Source organism: Vibrio sp. S234-5 (assembly GCF_000960595.1).
Taxonomy (GTDB): Bacteria; Pseudomonadota; Gammaproteobacteria; order Enterobacterales; family Vibrionaceae; genus Vibrio.
In genome coordinates, this window is record NZ_JZAM01000362.1 from 130,407 (window position 1) to 149,416 (window position 19,010).

At 48.8% G+C, this 19,010-nt stretch carries 15 protein-coding genes; 10 read left to right on the forward strand and 5 right to left on the reverse strand.

The window, feature by feature from the left end:
* The first annotated feature begins 152 nt into the window (after positions 1 to 152).
* The 4 genes from galE to galM all read left to right on the forward strand — a co-directional run bounded on the left by galE (position 153) and on the right by galM (position 4,606).
* The gene (gene galE, locus UF06_RS20930) at positions 153 to 1,163 is read left to right on the forward strand and encodes a UDP-glucose 4-epimerase GalE (protein WP_045572165.1); all 1,011 of its coding nucleotides are present in this window, start codon (positions 153 to 155) and stop codon (positions 1,161 to 1,163) included.
* 49 nt (positions 1,164 to 1,212) lie between these two features.
* Complete coding sequence (locus UF06_RS20935) at positions 1,213 to 2,265, forward strand: UDP-glucose--hexose-1-phosphate uridylyltransferase (RefSeq protein WP_045572166.1); 1,053 nt, start codon at positions 1,213 to 1,215, stop codon at positions 2,263 to 2,265.
* A gap of 104 nt (positions 2,266 to 2,369) precedes the next feature.
* Positions 2,370 to 3,530 carry a galactokinase gene (gene galK, locus UF06_RS20940; protein WP_045572167.1) on the forward strand — a complete coding sequence of 387 codons (1,161 nt, stop codon included), beginning with the start codon at positions 2,370 to 2,372 and terminating at the stop codon, positions 3,528 to 3,530.
* Positions 3,531 to 3,547: 17 nt separating this feature from the next.
* On the forward strand, positions 3,548 to 4,606 hold the full coding sequence (gene galM / locus UF06_RS20945; RefSeq protein WP_045572168.1) for a galactose-1-epimerase: 1,059 nt from the start codon (positions 3,548 to 3,550) through the stop codon (positions 4,604 to 4,606).
* Positions 4,607 to 4,649: 43 nt separating this feature from the next.
* On the opposite strand, the gene UF06_RS20950 is transcribed toward galM, so the two are convergent.
* Positions 4,650 to 5,651, reverse strand: coding sequence for a substrate-binding domain-containing protein (locus UF06_RS20950; protein WP_045572169.1), 1,002 nt, complete (start codon positions 5,649 to 5,651; stop codon positions 4,650 to 4,652).
* Between the two features lie 459 nt (positions 5,652 to 6,110).
* Between UF06_RS20950 and UF06_RS20955 the strand changes: the two genes are divergently transcribed.
* The 3 genes from UF06_RS20955 to UF06_RS20965 all read left to right on the forward strand — a co-directional run bounded on the left by UF06_RS20955 (position 6,111) and on the right by UF06_RS20965 (position 9,689).
* Positions 6,111 to 7,646 (forward strand): methyl-accepting chemotaxis protein, encoded by a 1,536-nt coding sequence (locus UF06_RS20955; RefSeq protein ID WP_045572170.1) that lies wholly within the window; start codon positions 6,111 to 6,113, stop codon positions 7,644 to 7,646.
* A 219-nt stretch (positions 7,647 to 7,865) separates the two neighbouring features.
* A complete protein-coding gene (locus UF06_RS20960) occupies positions 7,866 to 8,216 on the forward strand; it encodes a DMT family protein (RefSeq protein WP_045572171.1) in 351 nt (116 codons plus the stop codon).
* Between the two features lie 504 nt (positions 8,217 to 8,720).
* Positions 8,721 to 9,689, forward strand: coding sequence for a carbohydrate porin (locus UF06_RS20965; protein WP_045572172.1), 969 nt, complete (start codon positions 8,721 to 8,723; stop codon positions 9,687 to 9,689).
* 166 nt (positions 9,690 to 9,855) lie between these two features.
* On the opposite strand, the gene gcvP is transcribed toward UF06_RS20965, so the two are convergent.
* From gcvP to UF06_RS20980, 3 genes are all read right to left on the reverse strand, one after another.
* The gene (gene gcvP / locus UF06_RS20970) at positions 9,856 to 12,720 is read right to left on the reverse strand and encodes an aminomethyl-transferring glycine dehydrogenase (RefSeq protein WP_045572173.1); all 2,865 of its coding nucleotides are present in this window, start codon (positions 12,718 to 12,720) and stop codon (positions 9,856 to 9,858) included.
* Positions 12,721 to 12,839: 119 nt separating this feature from the next.
* Positions 12,840 to 13,220 (reverse strand): glycine cleavage system protein GcvH, encoded by a 381-nt coding sequence (gene gcvH / locus UF06_RS20975; RefSeq protein WP_045572174.1) that lies wholly within the window; start codon positions 13,218 to 13,220, stop codon positions 12,840 to 12,842.
* Between the two features lie 40 nt (positions 13,221 to 13,260).
* Positions 13,261 to 14,556 carry a serine hydroxymethyltransferase gene (locus UF06_RS20980; RefSeq protein ID WP_045572175.1) on the reverse strand — a complete coding sequence of 432 codons (1,296 nt, stop codon included), beginning with the start codon at positions 14,554 to 14,556 and terminating at the stop codon, positions 13,261 to 13,263.
* Positions 14,557 to 14,931: 375 nt separating this feature from the next.
* On the opposite strand from UF06_RS20980, the gene UF06_RS20985 reads away from it, so the two are divergent.
* From UF06_RS20985 to UF06_RS20995, 3 genes are all read left to right on the forward strand, one after another.
* The gene (locus tag UF06_RS20985) at positions 14,932 to 15,555 is read left to right on the forward strand and encodes an XRE family transcriptional regulator (protein ID WP_045572176.1); all 624 of its coding nucleotides are present in this window, start codon (positions 14,932 to 14,934) and stop codon (positions 15,553 to 15,555) included.
* Positions 15,556 to 15,846: 291 nt separating this feature from the next.
* Complete coding sequence (gene gcvT, locus UF06_RS20990) at positions 15,847 to 16,980, forward strand: glycine cleavage system aminomethyltransferase GcvT (RefSeq protein ID WP_045572177.1); 1,134 nt, start codon at positions 15,847 to 15,849, stop codon at positions 16,978 to 16,980.
* 81 nt (positions 16,981 to 17,061) lie between these two features.
* The gene (locus UF06_RS20995) at positions 17,062 to 18,210 is read left to right on the forward strand and encodes a trypsin-like serine protease (RefSeq protein WP_082069799.1); all 1,149 of its coding nucleotides are present in this window, start codon (positions 17,062 to 17,064) and stop codon (positions 18,208 to 18,210) included.
* On the opposite strand, the gene UF06_RS21000 is transcribed toward UF06_RS20995, so the two are convergent.
* Positions 18,156 to 18,869, reverse strand: a complete 714-nt coding sequence (locus UF06_RS21000) for a TetR/AcrR family transcriptional regulator (protein ID WP_045572178.1) — start codon at positions 18,867 to 18,869, stop codon at positions 18,156 to 18,158. The genes UF06_RS20995 and UF06_RS21000 overlap by 55 nt on opposite strands.
* Between the last annotated feature and the right edge of the window lie 141 nt (positions 18,870 to 19,010).

The window sequence follows — 19,010 nt, forward strand, 5'->3', positions numbered from 1 at the left end:
CACAAGATTTAAATGCAGATGGAAACGTTTACACTTTGCGGCTTTGATCACGGACCCACCAATCACTTCATTGTTAAACTGTCAGTAACAAAGCATTTGGCTGGCTGAAGTAGCATTGCCGAGATGAGATAAGCACAAGGTGGAGATAACAAGTGAACGTACTGGTAACGGGTGGGATCGGCTATATCGGTAGCCACACATGTGTGCAGATGATTGAAGCGGGTATAAAACCGATCATCATCGATAATCTGTGCAACGCAAACATTGCGGTGTTAGAGCGTATTGAAACCTTAAGCGGTGAACCTGCGACTTTTTATCAAGGCGATATTCGTGACGAAGCGTTTCTCGATTCTCTTTTTCGTCAGCATGATATTCAGGCAGTGATTCACTTTGCTGGTTTAAAAGCGGTCGGAGAATCGGTGAGTAAACCACTAGACTATTACGACAACAACGTCAATGGATCTTTGGTGTTAGCTCGTTGCATGCGTAAAGCGCGTGTAAAGAGCCTGATATTTAGCTCTTCGGCGACGGTGTATGGCGATCCTGCACAAGTCCCGGTTACCGAATCTTCTCCTACTGGGGCAACCACTAATCCCTATGGTCGTAGCAAACATATGGTAGAGCAGTGTTTAAGCGACTTCTACTACGCCGAGAAAGATTGGAGCATCACCTTATTGCGTTACTTCAACCCAGTAGGGGCGCATCCATCTGGCTTGATGGGAGAAGATCCACAAGGAATTCCGAATAATTTGATGCCGTTTATTGCGCAAGTGGCGGTTGGCCGACGCGAGAAACTGTCGATCTATGGAAACGATTACTCAACAGTCGATGGCACTGGCGTGCGTGACTACATTCACGTGATGGATGTGGCTGATGGACATATCGCGGCCTTGCAAAAGGTGGGTGGAAAAGTGGGCCTACACATTTACAACCTCGGTACGGGTCAGGGCTCCAGTGTCTTAGAAATGGTTGATGCTTTTTCTAAAGCGAGTGGTAAAGCTGTGCCCTATGAGCTTTGCCCGCGCCGTCCGGGCGACATCGCGCAGTGTTGGGCCAGCACCGAGAAAGCTGAGCGTGAGTTGGGTTGGAAGGCGACTCGCACCTTAGCGGAAATGGCCGCAGACACTTGGAAGTGGCAATCGAACAATCCGCAAGGGTACTGATATTTCTCCGTCGCAAGGCGACGGTTTTACATAACATTGAGTAAGTAAGATGCCGAATATTGAATTTAATCCAGTGGACCATCCTCATCGTCGTTACAACCCATTAACTGGGCAATGGATACTGGTTTCTCCCCATCGTGCAAAGCGTCCTTGGAGCGGTGCTGATGAGAAACCAGCAGTAACGACACTGCCCAGCTACGATGAAAAGTGTTTCCTTTGCCCGACCAACGAACGCATCTCTGGCGATGTCAATCCAGATTACCAAGGCACTTATGTGTTTAACAATGACTTCGCCGCCTTGATAGAAGATTCACCGGAAGCGCCAGAGTCAGACAACCCACTATTTAAAACCCAAGGGGCGCGCGGCCTTAGCCGAGTGATCTGTTTCTCCCCAGATCACAGCAAAACTTTGCCAGAACTGCCAGTGGAGAAAATTCGTGGGGTGATTGACACCTGGAATGAGCAAATCGAAGAGCTTGGCAAAGCTTATGTTTGGGTACAAGCGTTTGAAAACAAGGGTGAAACCATGGGCTGTTCTCAGCCGCACCCGCATGGTCAAATATGGGCAAACAGCTTTCTCCCTAATGAAATTGAACGCAAAGAGCAGAACTTGAAAGCGTATTATCAACAGCATGGACGCAATTTACTGCTTGAGTATGTGCAAGCGGAGTTGCAAGACGGCTCGCGCATCGTGGTCGAAACTGAGCACTGGGTGGCGCTCGTCCCTTACTGGGCGGCGTGGCCGTTTGAAACCATGCTGCTGCCCAAAACGCATATTCGCCGCATGAGTGAGTTGAATCACGCGCAGCGAGATGATCTCGCCCTTGCAATCAAGAAGCTCACCAGCCGCTACGACAACTTGTTCCAATGCTCGTTCCCGTATTCGATGGGATGGCACTACGCACCATTTTTTGCAGAAGGCACTGATATTGACCACTGGCAACTGCATGCGTTGTTCTACCCGCCACTGCTGCGTAGCGCATCCGTGCGTAAATTTATGGTCGGTTATGAAATGCTTGCCGAAAACCAACGCGATTTAACGGCTGAGCAAGCCGCGCAGCGTCTACGCGATCTCAGTGATGTCCACTACAAAGAGCAATAAATAGCGCGTATCGTCAACAACAATGCGCATGACATCAGTCGCCGTGGCGATGTTTGGGTGAGACATTCTCCCCCAAATTGAAATTAGATGAAGTGAGAAGTCCAATGTCTGAATTGATCCAAAAAGTAAAAAGCGCCTTTCAAACGGTGCTTGGCTATACGCCTACCCACCTTATTCAAGCGCCGGGGCGGGTGAACCTGATTGGTGAGCACACTGATTACAATGACGGTTTTGTCTTGCCCTGTGCGATTAACTACCAAACCGTTGTGGCGGCAGCAAAGCGGGAGGACAACCTGGTGCGCGTGGTCTCGGTCGATTACGGCAATGCGCTTGATGAGTTCGACATCACGCAAGAGATTCTCTTCCAGCCAGACAAGATGTGGGCAAACTACATTCGCGGCGTGGTGAAGTGCCTCCTCGCACGCGGTTATCCGTTTGGCGGCGCTGATATTTCCGTCAGCGGTGATGTGCCACAAGGCGCGGGCTTGAGTTCATCGGCGGCCTTAGAGGTGGTTATCGGGCAAACGTTCAAAGAGCTGTATCATCTAGACATCAGCCAAGCGGAGATCGCGCTAAACGGCCAGCAAGCTGAAAATGAGTTTGTCGGCTGTAACTGCGGCATCATGGATCAAATGATTTCCGCTCAAGGAAAAGACAACCACGCAATGCTGTTAGATTGCCGCAGCTTAGAAACCGAGGCGGTATCCATGCCGGAAGAGATGGCGGTGGTGATCATCAACTCAAACAAAAAACGCGGCTTGGTCGATAGTGAATACAACACCCGTCGTCTGCAATGTGAAGACGCCGCACGCAGTTTCGGCGTTAAAGCGCTGCGTGATGTGACGATGGAGCAGTTCAAGGCAAAAGTTGCTCAGTTGGATGAAACGGTGGCAAAACGTGCTCGCCACGTGATCAGCGAAAACGAGCGCACCGTTGAAGCGGCTCAAGCCCTACGCGCCCAAGACATGAAACGATTGGGCGAACTGATGGCGCAGTCACACGCCTCAATGCGCGATGACTTCGAAATTACCGTCACAGAGATAGACACCTTGGTTGAGATCGTCAAAGGCGTGATTGGCGAACAAGGCGGTGTGCGCATGACGGGGGGCGGTTTCGGAGGCTGCGTGGTGGCGCTGGTTCCACCTGCGCTCGTCGAACCTGTCAAAGCGGTGGTCGAAGAGAAATACCCGCAGGCAACAGGTCTAAACGCATCTATCTATGTCTGCCAAGCGAAAGCGGGCGCAGGTTTAATGGCCGTGCTGTAGAGAAAGAAGTGAACGCTATGATGATGAAACTCAAAGAGTCGATGACAAAGCAGGCTGCGGAAGATGGGTTGCCTGTCCGTGTCATTGAACTGGTCAATTGCTCAGGGATGTCGGTCACACTAATGGATATTGGTGCGACATGGTTGAGCTGCCGTTTGCCGTTGGCGAGTGGTGAGCGAAGGGAAGTCCTGCTCGGAGTGGGGAACATGCAAGATTTCCAGCGTCAAGCAAGTTACATGGGGGTAACGGTGGGACGCTATGCAAATCGCATCGCCAATGGCTACTTTAAAATCGACGGCATTGAGTATCAGGTTTCGACCAACCAAGCGGGTAACTGTTTACATGGCGGCAAAGAGGGTTTTAACAAACGTCGCTGGAACGTGGCCGCGCAATCAGCCAATAGCGTCACTTTTTCTTTACACTCAAGCGATGGTGATCAAGGTTTCCCTGGCAATGTCGATGCGCAAGTTTGCTACACATTAAGTGAAGACAATCAGATGGTCATTCGCTTTTTGGCGACCACAGACAAAGCGACGCCGCTTAATTTAACCAATCACGCGTACTTTAACTTAGATGGCGCAGACAAGGGTGCCACTTGTCTTGAGCATCAATTGCAGATTGAGGCGGATCTATTTTTGCCGATTGATGCGGCAGGTATCCCGCTCGGTAAGTGTCAGCCGGTGCAACAGACCAGTTTTGATTTTTCTCAGCCTAAACGTATTGCTCATCGCCTTTTGCAAGATCCACAGCAAGAGCTGGCCAAAGGTTATGACCACAGCTATTTGTTTAGGCGAGATCGCGATATTTCGCAGCCTGTTGCGCGCGTCATGTCGAGCGATGGCCAAGTGCAAATGACACTGGTCACAGACAAACCCGCGATGCAGCTCTATACCGGAAACTGGCTGGCGGGTACGCCAAATCGATTGGGTGAAAAGTATCATGATTATCAAGGGCTTGCGCTGGAAACGCAGTTTTTACCCGATTCGCCAAATCACTTAGAGTGGCCGCAAGCAAGTTGTATTCTCAGGCCAGAGGAGAACTACGACTTCACCACCCGTTATCAGTTTGCCTTTTGAAAGTGTGAGTTAAGCCCTGCGTTTTCAGGGGTTAACTCATGCGCTACAGACGTTTGACTGAGTCTCGTCGTACCAACGTGGGCGAAAAAAGAATCGTGCTTTGGTCGTTAATGGGCTGCTGCTTTGACAATTCGATAGAAAGTTGCGCCGCTCTTTCCGCCATCATTTGGATAGGGTAGCGTACCGTTGTCAGCCGCGGATGAACATAACGCGCGATTAAGCCGTCATCGAAACCGACGATGGAGACCTGCTCTGGAACCTTCTGCCCATTTTCATCCAGCACGGATAGCGCACCTGCAGCCATGTAATCGTTGTAAGCGACAATGCCAGTTAGAGGCAGTGATTTACTCAGCAAGTTGGTCATCGCTTTTTCACCCCCATCGCTATTTGGTTCTGCGTATTCAATGTACAGGTTGGAAAGCTGGATGTTGTGTTCTTGCAGGGCTGCGAGATAGCCTTGCACGCGCTGATCCGCATCTTCAATCGTGTGACTAGAGGCGATACAGGCGATTTGCTCATGGCCATTTTGGATCAGAAAACGCGTCGCCAAATAGGCCCCTTTGAAATTGTCCAACGAGATGCAGCGCTCAGCGATTTCCGGGATGTGGCGGTTAATGATGACCAAACTGGGGACTTCGTTGGCAAAGTGAACTAACTCTTGATCGGTCAATCCTTTGGAATGAATCACTAAAGAGTCACAACGGTTATTAATCAGCAACTCAATCGCCTGACGTTCTTCGTCGGCGTTGTGATAACCGTTGCCAATCAACAAATGTTTGCCGTTTTCTCGAGCAACTTGGTCCACCGCTTTGACCAAGGTTCCGAAAAACGGGTCGGACACATCGCCAACCAATACGCCAATGGTATTGGTACTCTGGCTGACTAGCGCTTTAGCGGCGGCGTTGGGGCGGTAGCCCAACTTAGTCATTGCTTGGGTAACGGCTTCTACCGATGCTTTGCTTGCTTTTGGGGATTTATTAATAACCCGAGAAACCGTTGCGATGGATACGCCAGCCTCTTTCGCAACCTCTTTAATGGTGATCATGGTCTACCTCATTTTTGCTTGCCGCTATTAAACCGTCTCAATGAAAACAAAGCAATTGCTGGCATCGCAGTTTAAGAAAATAGGTATTAATTTTACCATCTAAAACAATTCATTAGAGATCTTGCTAACGTTTTCACATGATGCCGATGAAGACCCATGGTCAATGCCGATTGAGGAGCGTGATCAGGATTAAGAGAGCAGCAACCCGCTCAGAACGTTCTTAGTCAATTAACAAGCCTGTAAACCGGTTGGATTAGTACTTTTCCCTGAGTAGTTCAGTGCCGCTATCTAACGAACTATTTTTATATCGTGCTGAATTAAAAGAAGTTAAATTCTGTTACAAATTGTGTTGATAGAAATCACTATATAAATCAGAGTATTGAACAAACAGAGCTTTAAAATCAATTGATATGCTTATTTGCACCTATACTGTAAAAAAAGAGCTCAGTTGGGGGCAGCATGAAAAAGCATAATCACATTGTTGACGAAGAGGTTAAGTTTGGAAAGGAGATGGAGTTAGTCTCGACGACAGACACAAGAGGGGTGATCACTTATGCCAATGACGCGTTTTGTCAGGTCGCGGGGTATGAGCGTGAAGAGATGATCGGCAAGAACCACAACATGGTTCGACACCCGGATATGCCTAAAGAGGCGTTTAAAGATCTTTGGGAACACCTGAAGCAGCGCACGGCATGGCGTGGGGCAGTAAAAAATCGCTGTAAAGACGGCCGCTACTATTGGGTGGATGCCTTTGTTACCCCGATTTATGAACACAATCAGCTGGTTGGATACCAGTCGGTAAGGCGTCAGCTCGATCCGAAAGTACGTGCGAGGGCCGAAATGGCGTATCAAGCACTGCGGCAAAGCAAACCCGTCAAATCCCGTTTGGTGATCAGTAATCAGCTCAAGCTCGTGCTTGTAGCCCTCTGTTCTGTGGCGATCACGGCGGGAAGCATTCTGCATAGTGCTTACCTCAGTCTTTTGTTTCCTGTGCTTTTCTTCACTCTGTTTTACAACGAGTTGGTGGTTTATCCGAACTTTAACCAACAACTTCAGCGTCAATACGACAGTGTGTCTCGTTGGATTTTCTGCACCAATCCGTCCAATCAAGCCGAGTTTCATTTGTTGATGGATGAAGGGCGCAATCAGACTATTCTCGGGCGAGTCTTGGACGCCAGTCGGGATTTACTCACCCGAGTCAAAACACTGGAACAAATCTCCGGCAGAACAAGCAACAGCATTCGCATTCAGAACGAGGATCTCGACTCCATCGCGACTGCGGTTGAAGAGATGGTCGCGACCATTTCTGAAGTGGCCAGAAACAGCGCACTTTCATCGGAACAAGTGCATCTTGCTGCTCAACTCTGTCAGCGATCTAATGAGAAAGTGATTGCGGCAGAACAGCAGGTTTCGATGTTGGCCAAAGAAGTGAATGCCTCGGCGCAAAACACCGAACTGATGGCGAACAAAATCTCCGCCATTGATAACGTGATGTCTGAAATCCAGGGGGTTGCGGAGCAGACCAACTTGTTGGCGCTGAATGCCGCAATTGAAGCGGCACGTGCGGGCGAACAGGGAAGGGGCTTTGCGGTAGTGGCGGACGAAGTTCGGGTACTCAGTCAAAGAACGCAAAAAGCAGTCGAAGGAATACAAAGTTCCATGCAAGAGATCTTTGATGCGCTGCATCTTTTGAAATCAACCATGCAAAGTGGCACTGACGTAGCGCAATCTTGTATTGAATCGACTCGGGAAGCGCGTGCTGAGATCGAATCGCTGAATCAAGCGGTAGAAGCGATTGATGATTCCGCCATCCATATTTCGACCGCCGCTGAGCAGCAAAGCGTGGTGGCTAAAGAGATCAGCCAGAGTTTGATTAACATAAAAACTGCATCAAACTCGAATGCGCGAGATGTGGATGAGTTGGCGGGTCAAGCGCAGGATGTACGCGGAATGGCCGATAAGATGGCCGCCTTGGGTCTTTCATTTCGTGTATAATCTGGCGTTAGCCAAAACAGCCGCTGAACCATTGCGATTTCTATGGTCAGCGGTTTTATTTTGCGGTACCGCAACTCCTCACGTTCAGTAGATTGTTTGAGTGACGTTATCGACAGTTGAGCGCTTGAAAAAATAGACACTTGATACCATTGCCAGCTTATGGATTTACGCTATGCTATCGCCGCCGTAATATTGCGGTTCTCTGTAGTCTAGTCGGTCATGAATCCTATCGTCGTCAGCATTGGGCTGTTGGTATGCAGTAATGTCTTTATGACTTTCGCTTGGTACGCTCATCTTAAAGAACTGAACAATAAGCCATGGATTGTTGCTGCGCTGATCAGCTGGGGTATCGCACTGTTTGAATACTTGTTACAGGTTCCTGCGAACCGTATTGGTTACACGGAGTTGAATGTCGGTCAGTTAAAAATTATTCAAGAAGTGATTACTCTGACCGTTTTTGTTCCATTCTCTCTCTTTTATTTGCGCGAACCGTTGAAGTTGGACTATTTGTGGGCTGGATTATGTCTGCTTGGCGCTGTGTATTTTGTTTTCCGCAGTAAATTTTCTTAAAAACGTTATTTCTAATTTAGTTACATCTATATTAATAGTGTTATCTGTATCACATTTTAATTTCTGCTAAAGTGGAAATGCCTTCATTTAAGCTAATAGGTTTCTATTTATTAGCTTTTTCTAAATAAAACAAATGTTGATTTAAGGTTGAGAAACAATCCGTCTCACACGGATTTATTTTAATTCGTGAAATAAATTAACATAAAAATCATGCCAACATTTATTTTACTGCTCGAACTATTTTCCAAATTCGTGATGCCTATAGATTATTATCAAACACATCGCTATGGAACGTTCCCACTCGTGACCATGATCACTTAATAAATATGAATGGTGAATGTATGATGCAAGCGCTTCCGGTCGTGTAAATCTTACAATGCAGTGATCGTTCGGGAGTCACATCGGAGAAAACCCACTTTGATGTGCAGGGATTAAGGGCAGCAACATCGCCCTAAATATGATTTGATAATTACAAATGATATAAATCATTGGAGAAAACCAATAATGAACACTCTTGTAAAACTTTCGCTTGCCTCTGTACTTGTATCTGCTGCCATTAACGCTCAAGCGGGCGTTTCTATTGAAAACGATATGGGTGCATTCTCTATCGGTGGTGATGTGGAATTTAACCTTGATTACACCGATAAAAATGCAACAAATAAACAAGAACTGAATCAAAATGGCCGTATTTTGGTACAAGTTGCCGCTGAGCACACGGTTTCTGGCGATCGCTACATCAAGATGCAAGCGCAGCCTCTACTGGATACTTCAGGTAACGTAAATCTAGATGACGCTTGGTTTGCGATGGGTAAAAAAGCCGATTGGGAACTAAAAGTGGGTCGTTTTGAAGCATACGATCTGTTCCCTGTAGGCCAAGACACTATGCTGGCGTATGCGGGTGATGAACCATACCGTGCTAATGCTGCGCGTGGTCGTGGTGACAACGGTCAAGTTGCTTTCTCTAAAACGTTCGATAGCGTGTACTTCGAAGTGGCTTCTCTGTTCAAAGACGAGTCAAATGCTGACAACAACGCTGTGTTCCTGCGTCCAGTTGTTTCGTTCCAAGCGACAGATTCTTTCCGCGTAGCGGGTGGTCTGGAAGCCAACGTGACGGCTGATAAGAAAGATGCCGACAACGATTTCATGGGCTACGGCGTAACAGCAAACTACTCTGCAGACGCAGTTAGTGTAAACCTGAACTACGCGTTCCGCGATTTTGATAGCCAAACTAAAGAGCAATCAACCATTGGCGCCAACCTGTTGGTGAGCGGTTTTGGTTTAGGTCACGTTTATTCACAAGACGAAACCAATGCGACAAAAACGAAGCTAAACACCACTTACGCATCTTACGAAATCGCCAATGTATGGGATGTTGATGCACTAAACATCTACTTGGGTACTTACTACTCAAAACAAAGCGACAGCGACAATAAAGATCTAGGCGCTCGTATTCGCTTCAAATACTTCTTCTAATTAAACTATCACGATCAACTGCTTTTTTGCCCACCACTTGCTGGTGGGCCTTTTTTTATGTGCAACTCGGACAGAACGTTTTTTAGTCTTTTCCTAAGCGATAAACCAAGTAATAGAAAAAAGGCGAGCCAACAATTGGCCCGCCTTGATGTGTATTTATACGGAACTAATCGGCATAATTATCAATGCTCGGGCAAGAGCAAATCAAATTACGGTCTCCGTAGACGTTATCCACGCGGTTAACCGTCGGCCAGTATTTGGATTTCTTGGTTGCAACTGAAGGGAAACACGCCAACTCACGTGGGTAAGGGTGTGTCCACTCTTCTGCCATCAGATCCACTTGAGTATGCGGCGCATTAACCAGCGGGTTGTCTTCAAGTGGCCATGCCCCTTCTTTGACTGCAGTGATTTCTTGACGAATCGCGATCATCGCGTCACAGAAGCGATCAAGCTCCGCCAGGTCTTCCGATTCAGTTGGCTCAACCATCAAGGTGCCTGCCACTGGGAAAGACATGGTTGGCGCATGGAAACCGTAGTCCATCAAACGCTTAGCGATATCTTCCTCGCTGATGCCTGTCTCTTCTTTGAGCGGACGGATGTCGATAATACACTCGTGCGCGACACGGCCGTTCTTACCGCGGTAAAGCACAGGGTAGTGCGGGCGTAGACGCTCCATCACGTAGTTCGCGTTGAGGATAGCTACTTTCGTCGCTTCTGCTAAGCCGTCGGCACCCATCATGGCGATATAGGCCCAAGAAATTGGCAGGATAGACGCACTGCCGAGATCGGCAGCCGAAACCGCGAACTCTTTGCCTTGCACGCCGTTTTCGATATGGCCCGGAAGGAAAGGCGCAAGATGCGATTTCACACCGATAGGGCCCATACCCGGGCCGCCACCGCCGTGCGGAATACAGAAGGTTTTGTGCAGGTTAAGGTGCGACACGTCTGAACCAATAAAGCCCGGAGAGGTTAAGCCAACCTGCGCGTTCATGTTGGCACCATCAAGGTAAACCTGACCGCCAGCAGCGTGAACCATTTCACATACTTCTTTCACTTGCTCTTCATACACGCCGTGCGTTGAAGGGTAAGTGATCATGATGCTAGAGAGATTTTCTTTGTGCTTCTCGATTTTGTCTGCCAAATCAACCAGATCAACGTTGCCGTTTTCATCGCATTTCACCACCACGACTTTCATCGACACCATAGAGGCCGTGGCTGGGTTCGTGCCGTGGGCTGAGCTTGGGATCAAGCAGACGTTACGATGACCTTCACCACGGCTTTCATGGTAGCGTTGAATCGCCACTAGGCCAGCGTATTCGCCAGATGCGCCCGAGTTGGGTTGCAGCGAGAACGCGTCATAACCCGTGATCTCACACAGCTTAGCTTTAAGATCTTCCGCAAGCGCAGTGTAACCCGCGGCTTGTTCAATCGGCGCAAATGGGTGCAGAGCACCAAATTCTGGCCAAGTGACCGGAATCATCTCTGCCGCTGCGTTGAGCTTCATCGTGCAACTGCCGAGTGGAATCATGCCGTGTGTCAGCGAGAAGTCTTTGTTTTCAAGCTTTTTCAGGTAACGCATCATTTGCGTTTCACTGTGGTAGGTATTGAATACTGGGTGGGTCAAATACTCACTCGTGCGACGACAGTTTTCTGGAATCGCGGCAAATTCGTTGCTTGCAATGTCACTTGAAAGAGCGTTGACGGTTTCATTCACGCCGAAGATAGCAAAGAGTGCTTCGACGTCAGTAACCGTGGTGGTTTCGTCAAAGCTGATGCCGATCTGACCCTCAAGCAAACGTAGGTTGAGGTCGGCGGCTTGCGCTTTAGCGTAAAGCGCTTGAGTCTGGTCACCGGTGTTGATGGTGATGGTGTCAAAGAAAGCGTTGTGGGCCAGTTCAAAACCCGCTTTGGTCAGGCCAGCTGCCAAAATCGCGGTCATGTGGTGCGTGCGACGAGCGATGGTGCGAAGGCCTTGCGCGCCGTGATAAACGGCATAGAAAGAGGCCATATTGGCAAGCAGCGCCTGAGCCGTACAGATGTTTGACGTCGCTTTCTCGCGGCGAATGTGTTGCTCACGAGTTTGCATCGCCATACGCAATGCTTGGTTGCCTTTGGCATCAATAGAAACGCCAATCACGCGGCCCGGCATAGTACGTTTGTGTTGCTCGCGCGTGGCCATAAACGCTGCGTGCGGACCACCGTAGCCCATTGGAACGCCGAAACGCTGCGCGCTGCCAATAACCACGTCAGCGCCCATTTCGCCTGCTGGCTTGAGTAGGGTAGACGCGAGCAAATCAGTGGCGACAGAAACCAATGTTTTGTTCGCTTGCGCTTTAGCAATGATCTCGGTGAGATCGCGGACTTCACCGGTTGTGCCCGGGTATTGCAGTAGTGCGCCGAACGCTTCAGTTTGAGGCAGAGCATCTAGCGCGCCGATGACCACATCAAAACCAAAGTATTTGGCCCGCGTTTTAACCACTTCGATGGTTTGTGGGTGAACGTCGTCGGCGACGAAGAACACTTGGCTCTTACTCTTACCAGCACGTTGACAAAGGGTCATCGCTTCGGCCGCTGCAGTGGCTTCATCAAGCAGCGACGCGTTCGCAATGTCCATGCCGGTTAGGTCCATCACCATCTGTTGATAGTTCAACAGCGATTCCAATCGACCTTGAGAAATTTCTGGTTGGTATGGCGTGTAGGCGGTGTACCAACCCGGGTTTTCCAGCACGTTACGCAAAATGACATTCGGTGTCAGCGTGTTGTAGTAACCTTGGCCGATGAAAGTACGTTTCACTTGGTTTAGATTGGCGAACTGTTTCATCGCTAGTAGCATGTCTGCTTCGCTTTTCGCTTGCGCAAGCTGCATCGGCTTTTCCAAGCGAATTTGCGCAGGAACGGTTTGCTCGATCAAGGCGTCAAGGCTTGCGACGTTGATCGCTTGCAGCATTTTTTGCTGGTCAGATTGATTCGGTCCGTTGTGGCGAGCAACGAACTCATGTTGTGTGTTGAGGCTTTGAAGTAATTCAGTCATGGTCCTTTACCTTCAAATAAGCTGTGTGTCCTCTGCGTTTCTTAGCATGCGCTTTGGGTCGTTCAGCCTTGAAAAAAAGCTGCCCACGGTGCCGGCAGCTTTATGTCGAAATGTCTTAATTAATCTTCTTCGATAGAGCTTAGATACTCTTCTGCATCTTTGAGATTATCCAGTTCAGATGGGTCAGCCATCTTGATCTTCGCAATCCAACCGCCCTCATAAGGTTCTTCGTTGATTAGTTCTGGACTGTCAGAAAGCTCTTCGTTGACTTCAACAATCTCACCAGTGACAGGCGCATAAATGTCAGAAGCCGCTTTCACGGATTCGACCAATGAGAAGCTATCGCCTGCCTCGAATTCTGCTTGCAGTTCTGGCAAGTCGACGAATACCACATCGCCCAGCAATTCCTGTGCGTGCTCAGAGATACCGATAGTTACAGTACCATCACCGTTGTCACGTACCCACTCGTGGCTATCTGTAAACTTCAGTGTTTTGTCCATTGCTTAATCTCCAAATATCTTACTAGGATTTAAAATCGGTTTATTGGTAAAGAGGGAAGCGGCCGCACAGTGCTTTCACTTCTTTGCGCACGCGTTGCTCTACTTCAGCGTTACCTTCAGGGTTGTCTACCAATCCATCCAGTACATCGCCAATCCAATGACCAATGAGTTTGAATTCTTGTGCGCCAAAGCCTCGGCTGGTGCCTGCTGGTGTACCCAAACGGATACCCGATGTAATCATAGGTTTTTCCGTGTCGAATGGGATGCCATTTTTGTTACATGTGATCCCTGCACGCTCCAATGCTTCTTCTGCTTTGTTGCCTTTTAGTCCTTTCGGACGCAGGTCAACCAGCATCAAGTGCGTATCCGTTCCGCCAGTCACAATGTCACAGCCGCGAGTTTGCAACACTTCAGCCAGAACTTTTGCGTTATTGATCACCGAATCGATATAAGTGTTGAACTCAGGGCCAAGCGCCTCACCAAACGCCACCGCTTTAGCCGCGATAACGTGCATTAATGGTCCGCCTTGCAAACCGGGGAAAACCGCAGAATTGATTTTTTTGCTGATCTCTTCGTGATTGGTCAAGATCATACCGCCGCGAGGGCCGCGCAGAGTTTTGTGCGTTGTCGTCGTGACTACATGAGCATGTGGCAGTGGGCTAGGGTGAGCGCCGGTTGCGACTAAGCCTGCAATGTGCGCCATATCGACCATCAGCAGCGCGCCAACTTCATCGGCAATCGTCCGGAACTTGGCAAAATCGAGGGTGCGTGGAATGGCACTGCCGCCTGCGATGATCATCTTCGGTTGATGCTCAAGCGCTAAGGCGCGAACGTCATCGTAATTAATCTCGAGTGTTTGGCTATCCACCCCGTATTGCACCGCGTTGAACCATTTGCCTGAAAGCGCAGGGCGAGCGCCGTGAGTAAGATGGCCACCAGCATCAAGCGACATACCTAAAATGGTGTCGCCCGGTTGAAGGAGAGCGAGCTTAACGGCCCCGTTGGCTTGCGCGCCAGAGTGGGGTTGAACGTTTGCGTACTCACAACTAAAAAGTTTTTTCGCGCGCTCGATAGCAATCGCTTCGATGGTATCAACGTGTTCACAACCACCGTAATAGCGGCGACCGGGATAACCTTCAGCGTATTTGTTGGTCAGGCAGGTGCCTTGGGCTTGCATCACCGCTTTCGAGACAATGTTCTCAGAAGCGATGAGCTCAATCTGTTCGTTTTGGCGGGTGAATTCAGCTTGGATACCAGCAAACACCGCATCGTCGGTTGCTGACAAGTTAGTGGAGAAAAAATTTTCCAAGCTGTGGTTTTGGTAAGTGCTGTTCATGGTAGATAACCTTTCAATCATCTGTCGAATCTGTGTACCGTCGTTCTCTGATTCGACAGTCCTTTGTATTAGCTGAACCGGCTATAAATTAGCCGTCCTGTTCAGAGCGAAATCCATCCCAAATGGGTACAAAAGGCCGCAGATCGACGTTACTTCCTTCGGTCAATGCGTGCGGAAAAAGCATCTCTTCAACTAACAAGTTGGTAACATACCCGTTGTTAACTGAACAATCAACCGAAAATTTCCTATAGGAAACATGGTTGCGTTTTTTGTTAACAAGAGCACGCTTTATTTACCCTGCTGCACTTTTCTCCACTTTAGGCTTCATGCACAATGATTTTTGAACAGGAAGCGAAGAATAAATACGAGGGAAATATGTCGGAAGATTTCTATGATGAGTACCCATCTCTGACACTGGCGAAAGAGTCGCAAGAGCAAAATATCGAGCCGCTTAAGCTCGGTCAGCGAATTAAAGAGGTGCGCGCCAAGTTGGGAATCACCCTCGAAGAGGCGAGTCAACGCACGGGCTTGGCACGTTCAACCTTAAGTAAAATTGAGAACGAACAGATCTCGCCAACCTTTCAAGCGATGCAGAAATTGGCGCACGGTCTGAAGATTGATATGCCACAACTCTTTGAGCCACCAAGAAAAAAAGTGGCCACTGGCCGTCGGGATATCACCAAGAAAGGGCTGGGTAAGTCACACCCAACCCAAACCTACGAGCATGAGTTACTAGCAACACAACTTTCCAATAAGAAAATGATGCCATTCAAAAGCGTGGTTCATGCGCGTAGTTTTGATGAGTACGGGGATTGGGTTCGCCATGACGGGGAAGAGTTCCTGTTGATTCTCTCTGGGGCGGTACAATTCTTCTCAGAATTCTACGAACCTGTGGTGCTTAGCGAAGGTGACAGTGTCTACTACGATGCCAATATGGGGCACATGTTGGTGTCGGTCAGTGACGAAGATGCACACATTTTGTGGGTGACCGCCAAATAGTGCTAACAAGATGTAAATTTCCTATAGTGAAGGCAAACGTTTGCTTTTACGGAAATCTTAATTACAATAGCGCCGATTTGCTGATAAAACCCGCATTTCGGCGTTGTTGTTACCTCTTTCGGTTGTGACTAAATTGTTAAATGTCACATTTTGAACGGTTCTAAACGAGTTGATCGTGCAAAACTCGTTAGCTCGTGTTTATTATAGGAAACAGAATTTTCCCTTGGTGGAAAACTGCTCAACTTAATTGCTGATAGATCGCTGTGCTGGGTCTAGCTAATGGAGACGAAAATGACTCAAGAACACTCTGACCAAGAATTACTGACAACACCGCTTCACGCGCTACACATTGAAGTGGGCGCCAAAATGGTGCCGTTTGCTGGTTACGATATGCCAGTTCAATATCCGCTAGGTGTGAAGAAAGAGCACCTGCACACGCGTGACGCAGCAGGTTTGTTTGATGTTTCTCATATGGGACAGCTCAGATTACACGGTGAAGGTGCAGCGGCGTTTCTTGAGTCTCTGGTTCCCGTTGACATTATCGATCTTGCGCAAGGTAAGCAGCGTTATGCCTTCTTTACCAATGAGCAGGGCGGCATCATGGATGATCTGATGGTGGCAAACCTTGGCGACCATTTGTTCGTTGTGGTGAACGCGGCTTGTAAAGAGCAGGACATTAACCATTTGCAAGCACACATTCCTTCGGATGTTGAGCTGGAAGTGATTGATGATCGCGCTCTGTTGGCGATTCAAGGTCCGAAAGCCGCTGAAGTTCTCGCGCGTTTCCAACCAGCAGTGGCTGAGATGCTGTTTATGGATGTGCAGAAACTCGAATTGCTGGGCGAAGAATGCATCATCTCTCGCAGCGGCTATACTGGAGAAGACGGCTACGAAATCTCGGTTCCCGCCGACAAAGCAGAAGCGCTGGCTCGTGCACTGACTGCGGAGCAAGAAGTGGAATGGATTGGTCTGGGCGCGCGTGATTCTCTCCGTTTGGAGTGTGGTTTGTGTCTCTATGGTCACGATCTCGATCAAACCACCACGCCAGTGGAAGCGAGCCTGCTTTGGGGAATTCAGAAAGTGCGTCGCACAGGCGGTGAGCGTGAGGGTGGCTTTCCCGGCGCAGACATCATCCTAAAACAAATTGAAAGCAAAGATGTATCCCGCAAACGTGTTGGTTTGGTGGGTTTAACTAAAGCTCCCGTTCGTGAAGGGGCTGAACTTTTCGACGCAGATGGTAATAAAGTGGGTGTAGTAACCAGTGGTACCGCAGGTCCGAATGCAGGTAAACCAGTTTCTATGGCGTACTTACGAGCGGACCTTACTGAGATTGGCACCGAAGTGTTTGCCGAAGTTCGTGGCAAGCTGCTACCGATGGCGGTAGAGAAAATGCCTTTTGTACCGCAACGCTACTACCGTGGTTAACGAAGCGTTGTGCTGAATCCCTAAGCAAGTGAGCTTGCTTTCTCCAATCAACACCGCGCTTCTATCTGGGGGCGCGGTGTTATGTTTTCTATCACTTCTTTATCCCGTTGTTCGCTGGTTGCCGCCACCATGCTGGCATCAGCTGTGCTATGCGCGCAATCTTTGCCACAAACTCGTGTGGTCAATGGCGATGTGGTCAGTGTTTCCGATTATTCCTCAATTGCCAGCCTTTACTATGACTCGCTCGAATACAACGGTATCTATTATTCAGGCCCCTATTGTGGTGCGAGTATTCTCGACCCTCTGCATGTATTAACCGCAGCGCACTGCGTGACGGGTTCCGCTTCACTGCCTTTATTTATGGTGGTGGTGCCACAACTGCAAGATGAAAAGCAGTATCCCTTTGGCAATATTCAAAGGCTACGGGTGAGCGAGATCTACTACCCGGACAGCTTTATCGACAGCGCGCAAGTGTTGTTTCCCGATGATATCGCGGTGTTGAAACTGGCCACAGCGATGAATATCGATGCGATTAATGATGTGATAGTGCGACCAAGCGATGAATCGTATCGAAGTGCCGGGCAGCCATTTTTCACTGTCGGGCATGGTAATACCCAAACCAATGATGACAGTGACACGCGCCTACTAGCCGCTTCGCTTAACTATGTTGCAAACGATATTTGCGCTGCGACATTTTCCGCGGGTCGTTACCTTACCTCAAAGCAGATCTGTTTCGATGGCAACTATAGCAGTGCATCGCAGCTGAAAAACAGCACTTGTCATGGCGATTCTGGTGGCCCTGTCTACTGGAACAACAACGGCACGCTTGTCCAAGTGGGCTTGACCAGTTTTGGCCCGCAGACGTGTGGTGATCCGCAGTGGCCCGTTACGTCGGTATTTACTGAAATTCAAGACTACTCGACTTGGATCAACCGTGTGCTTAGCGGCAAAGAAACGGCCAAAATAGTGATCACAGAACAGATGCGTGTCGATTATCTCAACGGCGATTATGTACCTGAGGCGGCAAATACAACGGCTGGGCTGGAAGCCGCGCTGGCCTTGAAGAGAGAAGGTGGAGCGTTCGGGGTTGGCTTAATGATGTGCTTACTGCTTTGCTGGTGCAGAAACGCCCTTGCTTGGCAACGGCGTTTCGTGCAATTTTTCATTGTGAGGGATTACTGGGTACGGCAGGCCACTTCAATAACAATATCGTCCAGTTTGCTGGGATGAATCATCTTGTCCTGATGGATATTGAGTTGTCTAGCAATCTGCTGGTTAAACAATTCCCAATGCTTAAGTAGAAGTGTATCGGCATCGCTGATGCCCGGCCAGGTTTCGCCAAGAAATGGCGTTAAACTGCATGCGCCATGGGCATGCAGTAGCATTTGCCATTTCATTTCCCACATGCAGATCGGTTTTTCAGGGTGGCGTAAGTTGTATTGGGTGTAAAGCGGCTCAAACGCGGCAGCGAATTCGTCTTTGGAACGCAGGAAATATTCCAGTAGCGCATTGTCGTCTTGGCGAACCGCATCGGCAATCAATTGGATCGGCTGTTTGTGCACCAACGTAAACGCGCACATGCGCACTAAAAATTCGTAAATTTGCTGAGCACAATCGCTATTTTGCTGCGAAATCTCACGAATCAATTCGGTAATGTAGGTTTGCAGATAGTCATCCAAAGCGTCACTGATCTCTTGCCAAATCTTCTCTTTGCTACCGAAATGATGGCGGATCAGGCTGTGCGAGACACCCGCTCGCTCGCTGATATTACGTAACGAAACCCGCTCAAAGCCGAGGGTAGCAAACATATCTGCCGCGATTTTGAGGATCTCGCATTTGGTTTGCTCTGCCGCTTCAGCGCTACGACGACCTTGCTTTCTTTCTGACATAACCGAGCATTTTTCCCCTTTTGCAAAAACGACCTAGTGTAACCACAAGGGCGTCAATTGACTAATTTTTTTGCTGTACAGTTGGAAAATATATTGATCGTTTCTTGAATCTTAATATACTGCACATCTGTGTAATAAATG

Bases quoted from the DNA above. Each gene is read 5' to 3' on its own strand.
- UF06_RS20935 (WP_045572166.1), top strand. From the start codon at position 1,213: ATGCCGAATATTGAATTTAATCCAGTGGACCATCCTCATCGTCGTTAC.
- galK (WP_045572167.1), top strand. From the start codon at position 2,370: ATGTCTGAATTGATCCAAAAAGTAAAAAGCGCCTTTCAAACGGTGCTT.
- galM (WP_045572168.1), top strand. From the start codon at position 3,548: ATGATGATGAAACTCAAAGAGTCGATGACAAAGCAGGCTGCGGAAGAT.
- UF06_RS20950 (WP_045572169.1), bottom strand. From the start codon at position 5,651: ATGATCACCATTAAAGAGGTTGCGAAAGAGGCTGGCGTATCCATCGCA.
- UF06_RS20955 (WP_045572170.1), top strand. From the start codon at position 6,111: ATGAAAAAGCATAATCACATTGTTGACGAAGAGGTTAAGTTTGGAAAG.
- UF06_RS20960 (WP_045572171.1), top strand. From the start codon at position 7,866: ATGAATCCTATCGTCGTCAGCATTGGGCTGTTGGTATGCAGTAATGTC.
- UF06_RS20965 (WP_045572172.1), top strand. From the start codon at position 8,721: ATGAACACTCTTGTAAAACTTTCGCTTGCCTCTGTACTTGTATCTGCT.
- gcvP (WP_045572173.1), bottom strand. From the start codon at position 12,720: ATGACTGAATTACTTCAAAGCCTCAACACACAACATGAGTTCGTTGCT.
- gcvH (WP_045572174.1), bottom strand. From the start codon at position 13,220: ATGGACAAAACACTGAAGTTTACAGATAGCCACGAGTGGGTACGTGAC.
- UF06_RS20980 (WP_045572175.1), bottom strand. From the start codon at position 14,556: ATGAACAGCACTTACCAAAACCACAGCTTGGAAAATTTTTTCTCCACT.
- UF06_RS20985 (WP_045572176.1), top strand. From the start codon at position 14,932: ATGTCGGAAGATTTCTATGATGAGTACCCATCTCTGACACTGGCGAAA.
- gcvT (WP_045572177.1), top strand. From the start codon at position 15,847: ATGACTCAAGAACACTCTGACCAAGAATTACTGACAACACCGCTTCAC.
- UF06_RS20995 (WP_082069799.1), top strand. From the start codon at position 17,062: ATGTTTTCTATCACTTCTTTATCCCGTTGTTCGCTGGTTGCCGCCACC.
- UF06_RS21000 (WP_045572178.1), bottom strand. From the start codon at position 18,869: ATGTCAGAAAGAAAGCAAGGTCGTCGTAGCGCTGAAGCGGCAGAGCAA.